This is a genomic window from Aquimarina sp. U1-2, assembly GCF_017897595.1.
In the GTDB taxonomy this organism is placed as follows: domain Bacteria; phylum Bacteroidota; class Bacteroidia; order Flavobacteriales; family Flavobacteriaceae; genus Aquimarina.
The window spans coordinates 391,721-409,114 of the sequence record NZ_JAGKIK010000002.1 but is presented as its reverse complement, the minus strand read 5'-3'; the positions used below and the strand labels follow the sequence as shown (position 1 = coordinate 409,114).

The window sequence follows — 17,394 nt, the reverse complement described above, 5'->3', positions numbered from 1 at the left end:
TTTATCGTAATAATCTTCCGGTATTTTTTCCTATGACTAATGCCTCTATTTCTTCAACGGTAACCAGGTTAGCATCGCCTATAACAGCATGTTTGAGTACCGAAGCGGCTAATGCAAATTCTAAAGCCTCTTGATGATCTTTATATAACAATCCATAGATCAATCCTGCCATAAAAGCATCACCCCCACCTATTCGGTCTATAATACCCGTCATTTCATAACTCTTTGATGGATACACTTTGGTATTATGATATAACAAGGCCGATAATTTTTGTTCTGATGCAGAAATAGAATCACGTTTAGTGGTAGCTATAGTTGTAATGCCTTGAAACTTTGTTTGTGCCTCGCGACAGGCGGCTTCAAAATTATCTTCTTTGATGGCCATGCAGTTTTCAAAATCGGTAAGTCCGGCAATAATAACATCGGTTTTATCAATAAGTTCTGGCATAATATCGAGTGGTTGTTTTCCGTATTGCCAAAGGTTTCTTCTATAATTGATATCGCCACTTACAGTAATTCCTTTTTCTTTAGCTTTTATAATGGCGGTTAAACAAAGATGAGCTGCCGTTTCTGAAAGTGCAGGAGTAATACCTGTCCAGTGCAGCCAGTGCGCATCTTCAAAAATAGCATCCCAGGAAAGTTGATGCTCCTGTAGTAAGGAAAAAGAAGACCCAAAACGATCATAAATAATACGAGAAGATCGTTGCATGCTTCCTGTTTCATGAAAATAGAGACCTAATCTTCCCTGATTTAAATAAGTAATATGTGAAGTATCTACACCGTACCTACTCAAATAATTACAAGCCGCTTTTCCTAGGTCATGATTAGGAAAAGCAGTGATGTGCACAGTTTCTTGACCTAATTGAGCTAGTGATATAGCTACGTTTGCCTCGGCTCCTCCAAAATGAACATCATATCGATCTGTCTGCAAAAAACGCTGATGATCACATGCTGCCAAACGCATCATTACTTCACCTATGGTAATTATTCGTTTTCCCATTTAGAACAAGTTTCTCATAAAGATACTATTTAATGAGTGATTACAATTTATCAGTAAACTATTTCAGGGGTATTATACCCTTTGGCGGTGCTATTAGAAAAAGCTATGTAACCCTCCTTATATACTTAGACAATTATTCAAAATGATTCTTTGGGATACCCTCTTAACTCCAGCGAGGATAACACTTAACAAATCATTCTAACTCACTTATATTTTTATTTATTAAACTTCAATTATTTAATTTTCTATCGCTTTTTGTGTACAATTCTATTTTTTTATGTAAATTGTGCAATCGATTGCGCAATATAATAATTAAATCTTAAAATGAATCACAAATTCTTAAAAATACATCCAAAAGATAATGTTCTTGTTGCGCTCGAGGATCTTTATAAAGATGATGAAGTTATTGATGTAACTACAAGAATTACAATTCACAATCCTATTCCCGCCAAACACAAATTCGCCAAATACACTATTAATCCAGGCGAAGATATTATCATGTATGGTACACTGGTGGGAAAAGCCACTACAAAAATAGATAGCGGAGAAAAAATTTCTACAGTTAATGTATCCCATCAATCGCAGTCCTACACCAATAAAGAAACTTTGTTTCACTGGGATTTGCCAGATGTAAGTGTATGGAAAGATCAATTTTTTTTGGGGTATCACAGAAACGACGGGCAAGTAGGCACTGCTAATTACTGGCTTGTAATACCCCTGGTGTTTTGTGAGAACAGAAATGTCGAAGTGATGAAAAACGCATTTCTCGAAGAACTTGGTTTCGTTAAACAAAATCCATATAAAGCGTATGTTCGTCGAATGGTACGTTTATATGAGCAAGGTAAAAACCATAGTGCTGAACCCTTCGAGATGGTTACTCATACCTCAACTTCTTCTTCGATATTCGAAAATGTAGATGGCATTAAGTTTTTAACACATCAAGGCGGTTGCGGGGGTACGAGACAGGATGCAGAAATGCTCTGTAGTCTATTTGCTGGCTATATTAATAATCCAAACGTAGCCGGAGCTACAATACTGAGTCTTGGATGTCAAAATGCACAGATTTCTATATTGCAAGAAAAGCTTAAAAGCTTGAATCCTGATCACGATAAATCTGTATTTTATATAGAACAACAAAAAGAAGGTACAGAGCAAAGTATGCTTGCCAAAGCCATACAAAAAACATTTAATGGGCTTATCGAGGCGAACACTTTAAAGCGTAAGCCCGCTCCTTTAAGCAAATTAACCATAGGTTTAGAATGTGGCGGATCTGACGGATTCTCGGGAATATCTGCTAACCCTACTGTAGGTCGAGTTTCTGATCTTATTGTCGCTCTTGGCGGAAAAGCGATATTGGCAGAGTTTCCAGAGCTTTGTGGTGTAGAACAACAACTTATTGATCGATGTAATAATACAACTATAGCCAATAAGTTTATTCATCTTATGAAATCTTATGCAAATGCTGCCGAAGCTGTAGGATCGGGATTTGATATGAACCCAAGTCCGGGTAATATTAAAGACGGGCTCATCACCGACGCTATGAAAAGTGCAGGAGCAGCAAAAAAAGGGGGAACTTCACCTATAGTAGATGTTTTAGACTATACTGAATATGCAAAAAAAAGAGGACTGAATCTATTATGCACACCTGGCAACGATGTTGAAAGTACAACAGCACTGGCAGGCTCTGGGGCAAATATCATTCTTTTTACAACAGGTCTAGGTACCCCAACCGGAAATCCTATTGCACCTGTAGTCAAAATTTCATCAAACACCACTTTGGCAAAGCGAATGAATGATATTATCGATATAGATACCGGATCTATCATTACCGGCGATCACACGATCAAAGAAATGGGAGAAAAGCTACTTGCACTAATTATTAAAGTAGCTAGCGGACAAATAAAAACAAAAGCTCAACACTTACATCAGGATGATTTTATACCCTGGAAAAGAGGAATTTCACTTTAAGTAAAAATACATGACATCACTATTTTCAATTAAAAATAAAATTATTGTAATCAGCGGGGCCACGGGCGTTTTAGGTACGGCGATCTCTACATATTTGGCACAAGAAGAAGCTGTAGTCATCGTACTTGGCAGATCAAAAAAGAAAGTCGAAAAACTAGTAGATAAAATTAAAACTACCGGTGGTCAAGCTTTTCCTGCAATTGCCGATGTCACCGACGAAAAACAATTGACAGCGGTTAAAACACAGCTCCAAAAACAATTTGGTAAGATTGATGTATTAATTAATGCTGCAGGAGGAAATATGCCAGGCGCTGTAATTATGCCTGATCAGTCTATAGATGATTGTGATACCGAAGCGCTTCAAAAAGTTATGGAATTGAATTATATGGGAACTTTTTTACCGACTAAAATCCTGTTACCACTATTTCTTGACAACAAAACCGGAAGTATTATTAACATTTCATCTATGGCAGCATCCAGGCCACTTACCCGAGTTATGGGCTATTCATCTTCAAAAGCTGCTATCGATAATCTTACACAGTGGCTTGCTGTAGAGTGCGCACATAAATATGGTGAAGGACTACGAGTTAATGCCATTGCTCCCGGATTTTTTCTTACCGAACAAAACAGAAATCTCTTAACACATACAGACGGAAACTTAACACAACGAGGTCAACAAATCATTGAACATACGCCCATGGGTCGTTTTGGAGACCCAAACGAATTATTAGGTGCCATACAATGGCTGTGTAGTGATGCTGCAAAATTTGTAACCGGAACCATTATCCCTATCGATGGTGGATTTAATGCATTCTCGGGAGTTTAAAAATTGAATATGAAATAAGCCATAACCACGAGGGTGATACCTACAGATATGAAGCTTTGGCGATTCCACCAGCCTACCAGCAGCTAGGCAGGCAGGTCTGACAATTAAAAACATTTAAACGTATGAAAACATTAGAGCAAACAATGCGATGGTATGGTCCTAAAGATTCTGTATCACTATCCAACATTCGACAAGCTGGCGCCACCGGAGTAGTGTCGGCATTGCATCATATCCCCAATGGCGAAGTTTGGAGTATTGAAGAAATCTCTAAACATAAGAAAATAATCGAGAACGCAGGTTTAACATGGTCGGTGGTAGAGAGTGTTCCGGTACATGAAGCAATTAAAACCAGAAGTGGTGATTTTAAACTGTTCATAAACCATTATAAACAAACAATTAAAAATTTATCTTCTGAAGGTATCCATACTGTTTGCTATAATTTTATGCCAATTCTGGATTGGACTCGAACAGATTTACAGTTCGAATTACGCAATGGTGCCAGGGCACTTCGATTTGATATGCGGGCTCTGGTTGCATTTGATTGTTTTATTCTTAAACGACCTTCTGCACAGACGAGTTATACGCAACAACAACTCGAAAAAGGAAAAGCGTATTACGAACTTCTTTCAGAAGAGGGTACCACAACATTAACAAAAACTATTATTGCCGGTTTACCAGGAGCCGAAGAAGGATATATACTTCAACAATTTCAAGAAGCCTTAGATACCTATCGCCATATTGATAGTGATGTTTTAGCTACAAATTTGCAACTGTTTTTAGATGAAATTATCCCTGTGGCCGAAGAAAGTAAAGTATTTATGGCTATACATCCTGATGACCCTCCGTACTCAATTTTTGGATTACCTCGTGTAGTAAGCAATACAGAAGATTTAAGACGTATTATTTCAAATACAAAAAGTGACTATAACGGAATTACATTTTGTACCGGTTCTCTGGGAGTACGAAAAGATAATAATTTGCCGAACATGATAAAAGAGCTAGGAGCATGGATTAATTTTATACATTTAAGAAGTGTGCAGGTTGAAACTGACGGTAGTTTTTACGAAGCAAATCATCTCGAGGGTGATGTCCCCATGTTTAACGTAATGAAGGAACTCATCGCTTTACAACAAAAAAAAGACAAATCAATACCTATGCGCCCCGATCATGGTCATCAAATGTTAGATGATCTACAAAAAAGTACCAATCCTGGATATACTGCTATCGGAAGACTAAAAGGATTAGCAGAATTGCGTGGATTAGAACTTGGTATACTTACTAAATAAATTAAAAATCATGACTATTCGTCCTTTGGTTACTGCAATCTTTACTGCCCGTTTTGTTTTATATAACACTTTATGCGCTGCAAATAGCCTATGGAGAAAAACCAAGCCAGATCGGGATATCCCAATCTATCTAAGCGTAGATCCATGTTCATATTTATGGAATAAAAATATAGCTGCTAAAAACGGTCTTAAAAGTAAATTGGGGATTAATTCTTCCGCTAATAACGTACATTTAAGGTTAGTAACACATTCAAAATGTATACCATATGAATAGCCCAATTAGTTTTATTATCATTTGTTTATCCTTTATGTTTTTACAAGCTTGTAAAAAAGATAAAAATGATCATCAAGAAAATACCGTACAACCTAATATTCTTTGGATCGTTTCCGAAGATAATAGTCCGTGGCTGGGCGCTTATGGAGATACACTCGCAATAACTCCTAATCTGGATCGATTAGCTTCTAACGGAATTCTATTTACAAATGCCTACAGCAATGCCCCGGTTTGTGCTCCCTCACGAAATACGTTAATAACCGGTATATATTCGCCAACACTAGGTACACAGCACATGCGATCGACATATGCTATCCCTGATAGTATTCAGTTTTATCCAAAGCTTTTAAAAGATGCCGGATATTATACTACAAACAATTTCAAGAGAGATTATAATACTCCTGATCGCCTTGAAGAATGGAGTGATTATTCAAAAACCTCATCGTATAAAAATCGACCAGAAGGAGTACCTTTTTTCTCTATTATCAACCTTCATGACACACACGAAAGTAAACTACATCGAGATAGCATTCCTAAAACACCAACAGACCACATAAGGTTATATCCTTATCATCCAGACACTCCAGAAATGAGATCAGATTATGCCGTATATTATGACCGCTTGCAAGATTTGGATACAAAAGTTGGTAACATCCTGAACGAACTTGAAAAAGAAAATTTATTAGAAAGTACCATTATATTCTACTATAGTGATCATGGGGGTGCTGTAGCAGGCACGAAACGTTATGCCACACAACAAGGGCTTAACGTTCCACTAATCGTTAGAGTTCCCGAAAAATTTAAACACCTCACAACATACCAACCAGGAGAAAAAGTAAACCAACCCGTGGCATTTATCGATTTTCCGCCTACATTAATGCAATTGGCTGGAATTTCAATACCCGATCAATTTCAAGGAACTCCTTTTTTAAGTCGTAAGAACGAAAAAAAACTGGCTTTTGGTTTTGCTGGTAGAATGGACGAACATATGAATATGGTTCGCACAGTAACCGATGGCACCTATCGATACACCAGAAATTATACCCCTAATATCCCATATGGCGGTTATCTCCAGACATTGTGGAAATCCAAAGGTATGCAAAGTTGGCATCAGGCATACTTAGACAATGCTACGAATGATACACAATCCCAATTTTTCAAAGCACGAGACTTTGAAGAATTGTACGACATTAAAGAAGATCCTTTTCAATTAAAAAACCTTGCAAAGGATACCACATTATCTACAATCAAAACAAAGCTTTCTAAAGCCCTGACCGATTGGCAAATCAAAAACCGTGATGCCGGTTTTATTCCAGAAGCTATGTTACAACAAATAGATACAGAAGGTTTGATCTTCACATATACACATTCTAAGGAGTATCCTCTAGAACGAGTTTTGAACCTGGTTGAAGAAAATTATAATAGTGATACGATACTTCCCGACGAGTTATTTAAAAATTTCGAGAGTAACAACCCGGTTATTAATTTTTGGATAGCACAAATCTTGAGCACAAAAAATAACTTAGATTTCAAATCATTGGTAACCCTTAAAAAAAGGCTATATGATGTAAAACCTTATACAGGCATCGTTATGGCTAAAGCTTTATACGAAAATAATGAGAATAAATATGCATATGATTATCTATACACAATTTTGGATCATAAAGAACTCATTATAAGAGTTCAGGCGCTTAATGTGCTTAGCCAGATGCAAGAAATTCCGTCAATTTTTATGCCCAAACTAACGAAACTGGCTAGCAAAACAAAAGACAGAAAAGATCCATATGATAAGAGATTGGCGCTATACATACTTAAAAAGAATACTAATAAAATAAGCGATAATAATTAGAAGGGTGCCCATCGAAATGATTACAAGGTAATTTTTTAATCATTTCGTTTTCAAACAATTATAAATAGTTAAACGTATGAAACGAGCATTAATAAATTTTAAAAATTACTTCACAAAAGGGAATGTTTAAAATTTTTAATGTGAGAGCGTAGCGCTTACATACGTTCTCAATTTTTTAATTATTTCGTTTCCAAACAATTAAAAAGATTTAAACGTATGAAAAACATTGTTGTACTAGTTGTCTTTATATGTTTTGGATGTACTCACAAACCTAAAGTAGACCTTACGAAAGGCAGAGAAGTATATACCGCTAATTGTGCAGTTTGTCATCAATCTAATGGGTTGGGTATACCTGAAACCCATCCCCCAATTGCTGAAACAAGTTGGGTAATAGGAAGCAAAGAACGTTTGATACATATCATCCTTAATGGACTACAAGACAAAATCACAGTTCGCGGTGAAATTTATGATAATGTAATGCCTGGTCTACCCCACCTTAGTGACCAGGATATTGCCAATGTGCTAAGTTATATTCGAAGTGATTTTGGGAATAATGCTTCTGCAATAACTGAAAAAGAGGTGAAAAAAGTTCGTTCAGGAGAGTCTCTTGAAGAACCCGAAGGGTTTTCTGAAACAAAACCCTCCTTTGATAAGAAAAAATATAAAGCTTCTATAAAACACATAGATAAAAAGGAAAGTCGAGTAGGTTCAACCTATAAAAAAGGGCAGATTCTTTTGAATCGGATTCATACTCCAAAAGGGTTTGCTGTCGAAATTTTTGCCGAAGGACTTGAAAACCCGCGTTCACTCACCCAGGGCCCAGGTAACACTATATTCGTAGGTACTCGAAGAAACGACGATCACTTTATTTATGCTATCAAAGATGAAGATCAGGATGGTAAGGCAGATCGCATTAGAAAATTGAGTAATGGGCTACAATGGGATCCTATGGGGGTAGCTATGCGCGGCAAAGACTTATATGTTGGTGAAATTGACCGTATTTTGAGATATAAGAATATAGAAGCACAATTAGATAATCCTCCTGAGCCCGAAGTCATATTTAACTATCCCCCTGTTAAAAAACACGGACATAAATATATTCGTTTTGGTCCCGATGACCGATTGTACGTGCCTGTAGGAGCACCTTGTAACGTTTGTCTTGAAGAAAATGACATATTCTCTACGATAACACGCATCTCTCCAGATGGTCAAAATTTTGAAATTGTAGCTCATGGTGTACGTAATAGTCGCGGATATGATTGGCACCCAAAAACAAAAGAATTATGGTTTAGTGATAATGGTCGCGATTTAATGGGTGATGATCTTCCGCCTTGCGAAATAAATAGGGTTAAAGAAGAGGGGAAGCATTACGGATTTCCATTTTATCACGGAAAAGATATAAAGGATCCTATCTTTGGAAACCAACGTGCGTTAACCGATTTTGTTCCTACAGCCTATGATCTGGTCGCACATGCAGCTCCCGTAAGTTTAAAATTCTATACCGGAAATATGTTTCCAAAAGAATATAAAAACAGCATCTTAGTGTCTGAACATGGCTCTTGGAATAGATCTGAAAAACAGGGATATCGAATTATGAAGCTTACGCTAAAGAATGATTCGATCGTAAGCTACGAACCTTTTGTTACAGGATGGTTAGACGATGAAAATAATGATGCCTGGGGAAGACCTGTTGATATTTTACAATTACCAGATGGCAGTATATTGGTAAGCGACGATTATGCAGGTGCTATTTATCGAATCTCATATAATTCAAAAGATCCAGTATGAGTACTAAGCAAATGAATAGACGTGATTTTACCAAATTAACAGTCGCCGCCACTTTAGGCAGTAGTGTACTTGGTGTTCCTTTCGCATGTAATACGACTTCTGAAGAACCAAAAAAACCAAGTTTGATCAATAATTTATATTATCGGGCAAATACCTTTCATTATAATCCGGCACATATTGCTGCAGATATGCAATGGATGGCAGATCATGGTACCAATGCGCTTACCATGGCCATTTCTGAAGTAGATTTTGGAAAAGCAGAACGCAATATCGAAACTATAGTTACCGAAGCGCATAAACGAGGAATCAAAGTGTTCTTTGTAACAAGCCGATGGGCCGGTGTGTTTGCCGGTGCTCCTAAAATGCCCAGTATTTTTGCTGCTAAAAACCCACATACCTGGTCTTTAAAAAGTGATGGAAACCCATATTTTCATAGCTCGGGTCCGATTTGTAGCATTTATTATCCCGAAGTATTTGACTTTTTTATTGAGCATCTGGATAAAGCATTTAAAACATGGGATCTGGATGGTGTTGTTTGGGACGAGCCTAAAGCCTATCAAATGGATTATTCTGCCATGGCCAAAGCAAGATTACAACACATCCCTGGGTATGAAACAGGAGAAAAAGAAGCCTTAATCACACATGAAGGCAATTATTGTAATTTTATTTCGAATGTAAATGATCATATCAAAAAAGAGCATGGTGATAAGATCATTAATTTTTTTGCCTATCCCTATTTAACCGATACCTGGATCGAACAAGCTTCTCAAATCAAGCACCTGGATTATTTTGGAGCCGATGGTCGTGCGTATCCCAATATCGAACGGCCCGAAACCTATACAGGTAAAAAATTTATACTGGGCAAGGGTAATGTGGGACATCGATATGTAACCAAGGCCCATGATAAAGGATTAAAAAGTATGGTACTTATTGAAAACTTCAAAACTACGCCTAATGAGTATCCTTTACTAGAAAAACATTTAGATACTATTATCACCATGGCCGATCAATTCGCCTATTACTATTATCCGCGTAGCTGTAAAGAACCTGACAAAGCTATGCAATTGATTTCAAAACATTTAAAAAAACATCTTTAAAACATTAAGTTATGAAAAACATCCTGTTTATTGTACTGTTCGCACCTGTACTAGTCTTTACCCAACAACCTTATTTAGATTATCAACTACGCCTAGAACCCGTGTGGTCGCGAGTAGCAGATGCACTGGGTGAACCCGGATCTGTAGAAAGTGCAGAATTTTCTCCTAACGGAAAATACATCGTGAGTGGTACCAAATACGATTATAGTGTTGTGATGTGGCGAACTAGTGATGGTGCAGAATTATGGAGAGCCTACCATCCCGCAGAAATAGAGCGCGTAGGATGGTCAAGTGATAATAACTATGTTGCGGCATGTAGCGAAGATTTTAAAACGACAATTTATGAAGCAAAAACAGGTAAGGCAGTAGAGACACTATCACATAACCAAGGTATTGATGGATTAATCTGGTCAAATAACAGTATGTTACTTGCTACCGGAGAAGAATACAGCTATGACAAAAATGGAAAAAAGCAAGGTTTTCTTGGAATTTACGATATGAATACGCGTAAAGAAATTGCCAAAATAAATTATGGCAGTACAATTAATGAGCTATTTTTTACCGAAGATGATCAATATATCGTTGCCATAGGACATGCCGGAATCAAAGTGTACAACACCACCGACTGGTCATTAGAAAAAGAATTTTTGACAGAAGGTGATGTGGTATTTACAGCTGGAGGTTTCTCGCCTGATGGAAAATGGATTATCGCTGCTCAAAATAAGCCTGTAAAAGGTACAATTCACTTAATAGACTGGAAAAAAGGTAAAATCAAGAAATCTTTTTCTCATATGGGACGCAAAATTGAAACCGTTGCCTTCCACCCAAGCGGAGCATATATTGCCTTCACAGGGCATGATCCTCACATCTTTATTTATCGCGTTTCAGATATTAAAAACTATAGCGTTGATCAAATTCGAACTGCTGCACAGGTATGGGCAGGTGATCATGCCGAATATATAGATTTTAATAAAGATGGAAGTTTTTTGGTAAGCGCTCATCAAAACGGGTTGATTAAACTTTGGGCATGGATGGGAGAAGACCCTAATCTCAATAAAAACCGCCACAAGGGAATTAAAAAAGATCAAACTTCGCCAGAGGCTTCAAAGAGTAAATAATGCACATGGAAATCAATTGTTTCTATTTTGGAAAATATGCCTATACATTTGTCCCATGGCAAATTGAAGAAGATATCCTTCGCATTAAAAATACAGGAGCGCATAGCATAACATTAAATGTTATTGAACAGGATTATAGAGCTGCCAAAGAAAATATCTTATTCGTAATCGCTACAGCAAAAAAACACGGCCTGAAAGTTTATTTTTTGCCTGATGGCTGGTGTAACTTGTTTAAAGGTATCTCTGGGTTTCCTAGCGTTTTTGCCGTTAAGAATATGGCATCTTGCCTAAAAAATGAAGACGGAAGTGCTTATCTCACCGATTTGGGGCCTGTAAGCTCCATTTCGGAAAAAGCCACTTCAGTATTTATAAAAAAGAAATTGAAAGAATGTTTTGAAGGGTTCAAATTTGATGGGGTGTTATGGTATTCATCTAAACTACACTCAAATCTAATTTCGACTAAAGCGTACGAACATTTTTTTTCTGAATTGAATAGGTATACCAGAGGCAATTTTGGTACTGAAAAAGTAATAGATTGGTATCATAAGAATTCGACCCCTTTAGACATAGGTAATATTAAGGGATTAAGATACGCAACTAACGATATTCAAATTCTAGATCACCGAAATTATAGTAAAGCAGATACAGAACGTTTAGCTACAGAAATTGACAATCTTTTCCAAAAAAAACCAAGATTGTTTTGTTATTTTGATTACCCTGTTAATGTAGAACTTCCTGAAGAGAGTATGAAAATTATTACGCAAAAGCTAAAACAACTATAGTATAGTGTTATTTAATCTTTAAAAGAGTTTCGTTCAAAAAACTTATTGATTTTAAAAATTCGTTGGTTTTTTAAAACGATATAATAGTTTTATTCAGCAACACTATAGGTATAACTCACCACTTGTTGAAATCCTTCTTTTGGGGTCTTCACCTTCATAATAATAGGATAGGTATACAGACCAGGAAATGGAAACCAATATTTATCGACATCTTTTCCTACTTCGATAGTAACGTTGCCTTGATTGATTTTGAAAAGTAAATTCCGGTTGGGAGAAGTAATTTTCACTGTTTTTTTATCAACTTGAGTCACTTCTACTCCTTCATTCAATACAATGGGTTCTACAATTTGTACTTCCGGTTTACGATCGTGATAACGTACGGTGACTTTCTTTGTTAATGACTTATTGGTTATAGTATAATCATACATATAGGCAACACCTCCCGGTAAGAATTCTTGATCACTCAATTCGCCTGATGTATTGATTTGAATAGCATTGGGCTGCTTATTTATGTGGATATGAGATTTGGTATCATATAAATTGGTAAAATATCCATTTTCATTTCTGAATTCGATCCGGGGCGTTAACGATCGAAGTGAATCTTCGATGGGAGGCATGTGAATCGTTTCACCGCGAACGTATTGGGCTTGTGAAGCCGTTGTTACCATTCCAAAATCCTTTAACCAGAGATTTAGCATGGCACCTCCTCTGGGAAAATGTCGATACTTGTCTTTACCCCAGCCCGTGTAATCATGATAGTCATAAGAGGATACCGTTGCCATCCAATCTCCTTTTCGAAGTGTTGCTACTTTTATCGTTGGAAAGAATTTAACCCAATCCCCCTGATCGGCAGGAATAGGGTTAGTTTTTCCTTTTTGGTGTTTTCCATACTCAAGGGCTAACGCCAAATTTTTTGCCCTTGCAAAAGTAGGATACAAATTAGGTTTTCCGGTCTTGCTTCCAAATGCCCATAAATCGCGCCCATAGCCTACTAATCCGCCTTTAATTGCTTTTCTTAGATATTCCAGATTACGTAAGGCTGCAGTTTGATATGCCGAATTTTCATTAGCAAATAAACTGAATAAAATTTGTGATCCATCTGCTGTTTTGGTGCCATACCCTGTCCATTTATAGGATCGTGCTCCCCATGAGCCATCAATAATCCCGTTAGGATATACAAAATGAATCACTTTGGCCAATGATTTTCGTACATAATCTTCTACTTCTTGATCCCCTGTAATACGAGCATATAGTGTTAACCCCCACAAAGACATATCCATTTGATAGCTTAGATCTACTCCATATTTGACTCCGTGTACACGTGCCGCTTCTCCATGAATAAACTGATCACTATCCATCTTGGCGATTGTTTGCCAGGCAAGTTTTTTCGCTTTTTCTTTGAAAATATCCTCTTGTATGACATTTTTCCAAAGCATGGCCATGGTACCCGCAGTGGTGGGCACATAATTTATACTTGCAAAATCAGGTTCCATTTTTTTTACTAAATACATCCCTGCGATTCTCATAGAAGCTTCCCAGTTACCCTTTTCTTCTGCGGAAAGGTGTTTCTCCAATTCAGGATAGGCGGCTGCCATCATGAGTAATTGATCTGCGGTGGTACCAGTCCATTGCCATGGATTTTCAATCCATTCACCTGTTTCTTCTTGTTTTGTGATAAGCCAATTACCAAGATTGATCGCAGCTTTGAGATACTTCTTATCTTTTGTATACTGATATATTACCACAAAGGGATACAAGGCCTCTGCAGCCCTGGTATAATAAATATCATTTTCTGGATCTAGAAGTCCACCATATTCTGGACTATTTTTATCGGTATTTTGTTGTTTCAATAGCGCTTCACACAATTCAGAAAGTGTTGTAAAATATTCTTGCTCGACCTGGCTATCTAGATTTTGTTGCGCCAAAGAGATATTGAAACCTAAAAGTAGAATTGTATATTTAAAGTGCTTTATCATTATGAGTTGTATTTACCCTTGTCTGCCAGGCTTTAAATTGCATATTCATTTTGGCAACCTTTTCTGGCATTTCTTTAGCAAGATTATGGGTTTCTCCACCATCTTCGGCCAGGTTATACAGTTGCCACTGATCTGTAGTTTCTTTGCGAACAATCTTCCAGTTTCCCTCTCGCATTGCAGCACCATCTGCCCACTCAAAAAATAGGGCCCTATCTGCCATCAATTCTGAATTTTCTGAAGTTGCTACTACTACCTTTTCAAAAGAGTGCCCTTCTAGAGGTAAAATCTCTTTACTTGTGGGATAAGAATGACCTGCAATATCTAGTAACGTAGGGAACATATCAATAAAGTGACCGTAAAAAGTAGTATTCACACTACCTTTTTGGTGCATCTGTGGCCAACTTACAATTGCCGGAGTATTGATCCCGCCCTCGTAACTGTTATTTTTATACATCCTAAAAGGAGTATTGCATACATTTGACCAATCTGCTCCTAAAGAGGTCCATTGGCCAACTGTTCCTATATTTCCATCACCGGGAATAGTAACTACCTCTGCGCTACCTCCATTATCCGATAGAAAGAGTACGATCGTATTTTTGAGCTTTTTTTGCCTTCTAAGCGCATTCATTACTAGACCTATATTATAGTCCATGCGATCAATCATAGCCGCGTAAATCGACATTTTAAGGTCTTCTTCGTCTTTTTTCGCCTCAGAAAGGCTTTCCCAGGGGGTGTATGTAGGGGAAGGAAGCTTAAAATCCTTTGGAATCACACCTAATTCTTTTTGCTTTGCAAAACGCTTGGTTCGTATTACCTCATATCCTTCTTTGTATTGACCACGATATTTGGCAATATCCTCTGGCCATGCCATCAAGGGATCATGAGGAGCTGTATACGATAGATATAAAAAGAATGGTTTCGTTTCTTGTTCTGAAGCATTAATCCATTGTAAAGCGGCATTAGTAAACGCATCTGTAGAATAATACGTACTATCAGGTGTATAAGGCTCATACCGCTTGCCATCGACATAAAAAGGTCGTACACGTTTTCTTGCGGGCTTGGCTTCTCCCGGACGTTGATTTCCAGGATTAAATTGATTGGCAGCACCACTTAATAACCCGTAATATTTATCAAATCCCATGTCGGTTGGTACATCAACACCGTGATGCTTACCAGACATCCAGGTGAGGTATCCTGCTTTTTTTAATGAAGCGGCAATAGTAGTAGTATTGATCCATGGATTTTTCCAGGTACGTCCTGCACCTACTTGTTGTGCATACAAACCTGTGAGCAAAGCAGCTCGTGATGGAAAACACTTTGAAGTGTTGTAGAACTGGGTAAAACGGAGTCCGTGATATGCCAAACTATCTAAGACCGGGGTTTTGATCTCACTTCCGTAACATCCTAGATCAGACCACCCCATATCATCTGCCAAGATTAGAACAATATTAGGTTTATGATGTTCCTGACCAACAGTTTGCTCCTTCGTCTCTTTTTCACAAGAAACTACGCCAAGTATTGCAAAAAGTATAAATAATCGAACCATCGTAAATTTTAATCTTTTATTTGATAGTTATACTTTTCTTCCATCTCATCATAATAGGCTTTTAATATATGGAAAGCTTTCTTTTTAAATCCTCCGTCAGAGATTAGCCCTTTTCTGTTCCAACCCTCCTGAATGATGGGTAGGTTTCTTCGTGGTGATCTAAAATCTGCTAAAATCCAGGGGGTCATTCCACGAAGCGTTGGTATTTTTTTAAGCATTTTGATTTGTTCCTGATATAAATACTCCTGATACTCTTCGGTCCATCTTGTTAATTTATCTCCGTGATGATTATAAAGCGCTCCTCCCCCAAATTCGCTTACAAAAAAGGGCTTATCACCTGGCAACTGCCAGGTTACTTGATCACATTTTTCTGGCAAGCCAGAGTACCAGCCAATGTACTCATTACAGGCCAGCATATCAACATCTGCTGCAAAAGGATCTGGTATTTTTACTACATCCTGCACATCCTTCTCATTACGCTCTAGTGCTGCGCTTATAAATCGGGTGTCATCAATATCGGTTGCTATTTTTTTAAGCTGTTTTAAAAATTCGAGTCTCGATTCTGTATCAGGAGTTTCATTGGCTACCGACCAGACAATAACACTTGCCCGGTTTTTATCTCTATGCACCAAGGTTTCTAATTGACTTTTTGCTTGATTAAAAGCCTCTGGGTCTTCATAATCAATACCCCAATATACAGGAATTTCTTCCCAAAGTAATATCCCCAGCTTATCGGCTAATCTGGGCATATTTTCATTATGAGGATAATGCGCTAATCGAATAAAATTACAGTTTAATTCTTTTGCCCAATCCATCAACATTTTTGCATCTTCTAGAGATCTTGCTCTACCGATTTTTATCGGGTTTTCTTCATGAAGACTAATCCCTCGAAGAAAAATTGATTGTCCGTTTAACAAAATGTCTGCTCCTTTGGCTTCAATAGTTCTAAAACCAATTTGATCCTCAATTTTATCAGTACCTGTCTGAATCTGAACATCATATAATTTCGGACGCTTAGGATACCATCTTTTAAGCTTTTTTACTGGAATTTCGAAATTCACTCGGCCATTAATATCGGTAGTTCCTGAAAAATTGACTTTAGCTTCAGGGATAGATAGTGATACCTTACTTTGTAAAGATGTACCTGCTAATTGTACATATCCTTTGATGTTTTTTGGATTGTCTTTATCCAATTGAACAAAATAATCTTGAATATAAGTTGACGGAAGTTCTACCAATTTCACATCCCTGGTAATTCCACCATAATTCCACCAATCGGTAGTATAATTAGGAACCCGATGTTTTTCTCTTCGATTATCTACTCGTACTACTAGAGAGTTTCCTTTAGGTTTAACCACATCGGTAATATCAAAATTAAAAGGATCAAAACCGCCAAGATGCTGCCCAACTTTTTGTCCGTTTACGTAGACATCGGTTTGATAATTGGCCGCTCCGAAGTAGATAAATAATTTGTTGTTTCCTTTGACAGTGTAATCAAAGGTTATTCGATACCAAACAGACCCTTCGTAGTAAAGAAGCATACGATCCTGAGAATTCCAATCCCCGGGAACTTTAATTTCAGCCGACGTATTAAAATTATATTCTACCCGATCCCATCGTTCTTTAATAACTTTATCGGTATAATAGGGTTTAGCTGAATTCCGCGTAGATTCCATTTGATCAAACGGTTTCCAGTTTCTGTGATTTCGATATCCCGTCTCGTAGGGATCAATTACGTATTTCCAATTCCCATTAAGCGAAGTGCTTTTACGATTGTATACATTCTGTACTAATGGTGTCTGGGCAAAAACTGAAGAAGCAACTGCCAAAAACAAGAATATTAGCAGCCCTTTAGTTGAACAAAAAGTCGAATTTTTTCTCATT

General features: G+C 37.4%; 12 protein-coding genes. 8 read left to right on the top strand and 4 right to left on the bottom strand.

All coding sequences use genetic code 11. From position 1 onward, the window contains the following. Position 1: 1 nt before the first annotated feature. Positions 2–1,000 (bottom strand): sugar kinase, encoded by a 999-nt coding sequence (locus tag J8281_RS04630; RefSeq protein ID WP_210196421.1) that lies wholly within the window; start codon positions 998–1,000, stop codon positions 2–4. Between the two features lie 324 nt (positions 1,001–1,324). Here J8281_RS04630 and J8281_RS04625 point away from each other — a divergent pair, with 324 nt between their 5' ends. The 8 genes from J8281_RS04625 (at position 1,325) to J8281_RS04590 (ending at position 11,988) form a co-directional block, all read left to right on the top strand. Next, a complete protein-coding gene (locus J8281_RS04625; protein ID WP_210196420.1) occupies positions 1,325–2,968 on the top strand; it encodes a UxaA family hydrolase in 1,644 nt (547 codons plus the stop codon). A 10-nt stretch (positions 2,969–2,978) separates the two neighbouring features. Beyond that, positions 2,979–3,794: an SDR family oxidoreductase gene (locus tag J8281_RS04620; protein WP_210196419.1), complete on the top strand. Its 816-nt coding sequence runs from the start codon at positions 2,979–2,981 to the stop codon at positions 3,792–3,794. Between the two features lie 122 nt (positions 3,795–3,916). After that, entirely contained in the window at positions 3,917–5,080 is a 1,164-nt protein-coding gene (gene uxuA, locus J8281_RS04615) for a mannonate dehydratase (protein ID WP_210196418.1), read from the top strand. A 266-nt stretch (positions 5,081–5,346) separates the two neighbouring features. Continuing rightward, a complete protein-coding gene (locus tag J8281_RS04610) occupies positions 5,347–7,203 on the top strand; it encodes a sulfatase (RefSeq protein ID WP_210196417.1) in 1,857 nt (618 codons plus the stop codon). Between the two features lie 216 nt (positions 7,204–7,419). Further along, on the top strand, positions 7,420–8,991 hold the full coding sequence (locus J8281_RS04605) for a PQQ-dependent sugar dehydrogenase (RefSeq protein WP_210196416.1): 1,572 nt from the start codon (positions 7,420–7,422) through the stop codon (positions 8,989–8,991). Continuing rightward, a complete protein-coding gene (locus J8281_RS04600; RefSeq protein ID WP_210196415.1) occupies positions 8,988–10,088 on the top strand; it encodes a hypothetical protein in 1,101 nt (366 codons plus the stop codon). Before J8281_RS04605 ends, J8281_RS04600 begins: the two co-directional genes overlap by 4 nt. An 11-nt stretch (positions 10,089–10,099) precedes the next feature. After that, positions 10,100–11,206, top strand: a complete 1,107-nt coding sequence (locus J8281_RS04595; RefSeq protein WP_210196414.1) for a WD40 repeat domain-containing protein — start codon at positions 10,100–10,102, stop codon at positions 11,204–11,206. Positions 11,207–11,211: 5 nt separating this feature from the next. Next, a complete protein-coding gene (locus tag J8281_RS04590) occupies positions 11,212–11,988 on the top strand; it encodes a hypothetical protein (protein WP_210196413.1) in 777 nt (258 codons plus the stop codon). An 89-nt stretch (positions 11,989–12,077) separates the two neighbouring features. Here J8281_RS04590 and J8281_RS04585 read toward each other — a convergent pair whose 3' ends face one another. Genes J8281_RS04585 through J8281_RS04575 form a run of 3 tightly spaced genes read right to left on the bottom strand, consistent with a single transcriptional unit; the run spans position 12,078 to position 17,393 of the window. After that, on the bottom strand, positions 12,078–13,964 hold the full coding sequence (locus tag J8281_RS04585) for a hypothetical protein (RefSeq protein ID WP_210196412.1): 1,887 nt from the start codon (positions 13,962–13,964) through the stop codon (positions 12,078–12,080). Next, positions 13,948–15,510 (bottom strand): arylsulfatase, encoded by a 1,563-nt coding sequence (locus J8281_RS04580; protein ID WP_210196411.1) that lies wholly within the window; start codon positions 15,508–15,510, stop codon positions 13,948–13,950. The genes J8281_RS04585 and J8281_RS04580 overlap by 17 nt, the downstream gene beginning before the upstream one ends. 8 nt (positions 15,511–15,518) lie before the next feature. Continuing rightward, entirely contained in the window at positions 15,519–17,393 is a 1,875-nt protein-coding gene (locus J8281_RS04575) for a glycoside hydrolase family 2 protein (RefSeq protein WP_210196410.1), read from the bottom strand. Between the last annotated feature and the right edge of the window lies 1 nt (position 17,394).

Coding starts and splice junctions, on each gene's coding strand:
- J8281_RS04630 (WP_210196421.1), bottom strand. CDS start 1,000: ATGGGAAAACGAATAATTACCATAGGTGAAGTAATGATGCGTTTGGCA.
- J8281_RS04625 (WP_210196420.1), top strand. CDS start 1,325: ATGAATCACAAATTCTTAAAAATACATCCAAAAGATAATGTTCTTGTT.
- J8281_RS04620 (WP_210196419.1), top strand. CDS start 2,979: ATGACATCACTATTTTCAATTAAAAATAAAATTATTGTAATCAGCGGG.
- uxuA (WP_210196418.1), top strand. CDS start 3,917: ATGAAAACATTAGAGCAAACAATGCGATGGTATGGTCCTAAAGATTCT.
- J8281_RS04610 (WP_210196417.1), top strand. CDS start 5,347: ATGAATAGCCCAATTAGTTTTATTATCATTTGTTTATCCTTTATGTTT.
- J8281_RS04605 (WP_210196416.1), top strand. CDS start 7,420: ATGAAAAACATTGTTGTACTAGTTGTCTTTATATGTTTTGGATGTACT.
- J8281_RS04600 (WP_210196415.1), top strand. CDS start 8,988: ATGAGTACTAAGCAAATGAATAGACGTGATTTTACCAAATTAACAGTC.
- J8281_RS04595 (WP_210196414.1), top strand. CDS start 10,100: ATGAAAAACATCCTGTTTATTGTACTGTTCGCACCTGTACTAGTCTTT.
- J8281_RS04590 (WP_210196413.1), top strand. CDS start 11,212: ATGGAAATCAATTGTTTCTATTTTGGAAAATATGCCTATACATTTGTC.
- J8281_RS04585 (WP_210196412.1), bottom strand. CDS start 13,964: ATGATAAAGCACTTTAAATATACAATTCTACTTTTAGGTTTCAATATC.
- J8281_RS04580 (WP_210196411.1), bottom strand. CDS start 15,510: ATGGTTCGATTATTTATACTTTTTGCAATACTTGGCGTAGTTTCTTGT.
- J8281_RS04575 (WP_210196410.1), bottom strand. CDS start 17,393: ATGAGAAAAAATTCGACTTTTTGTTCAACTAAAGGGCTGCTAATATTC.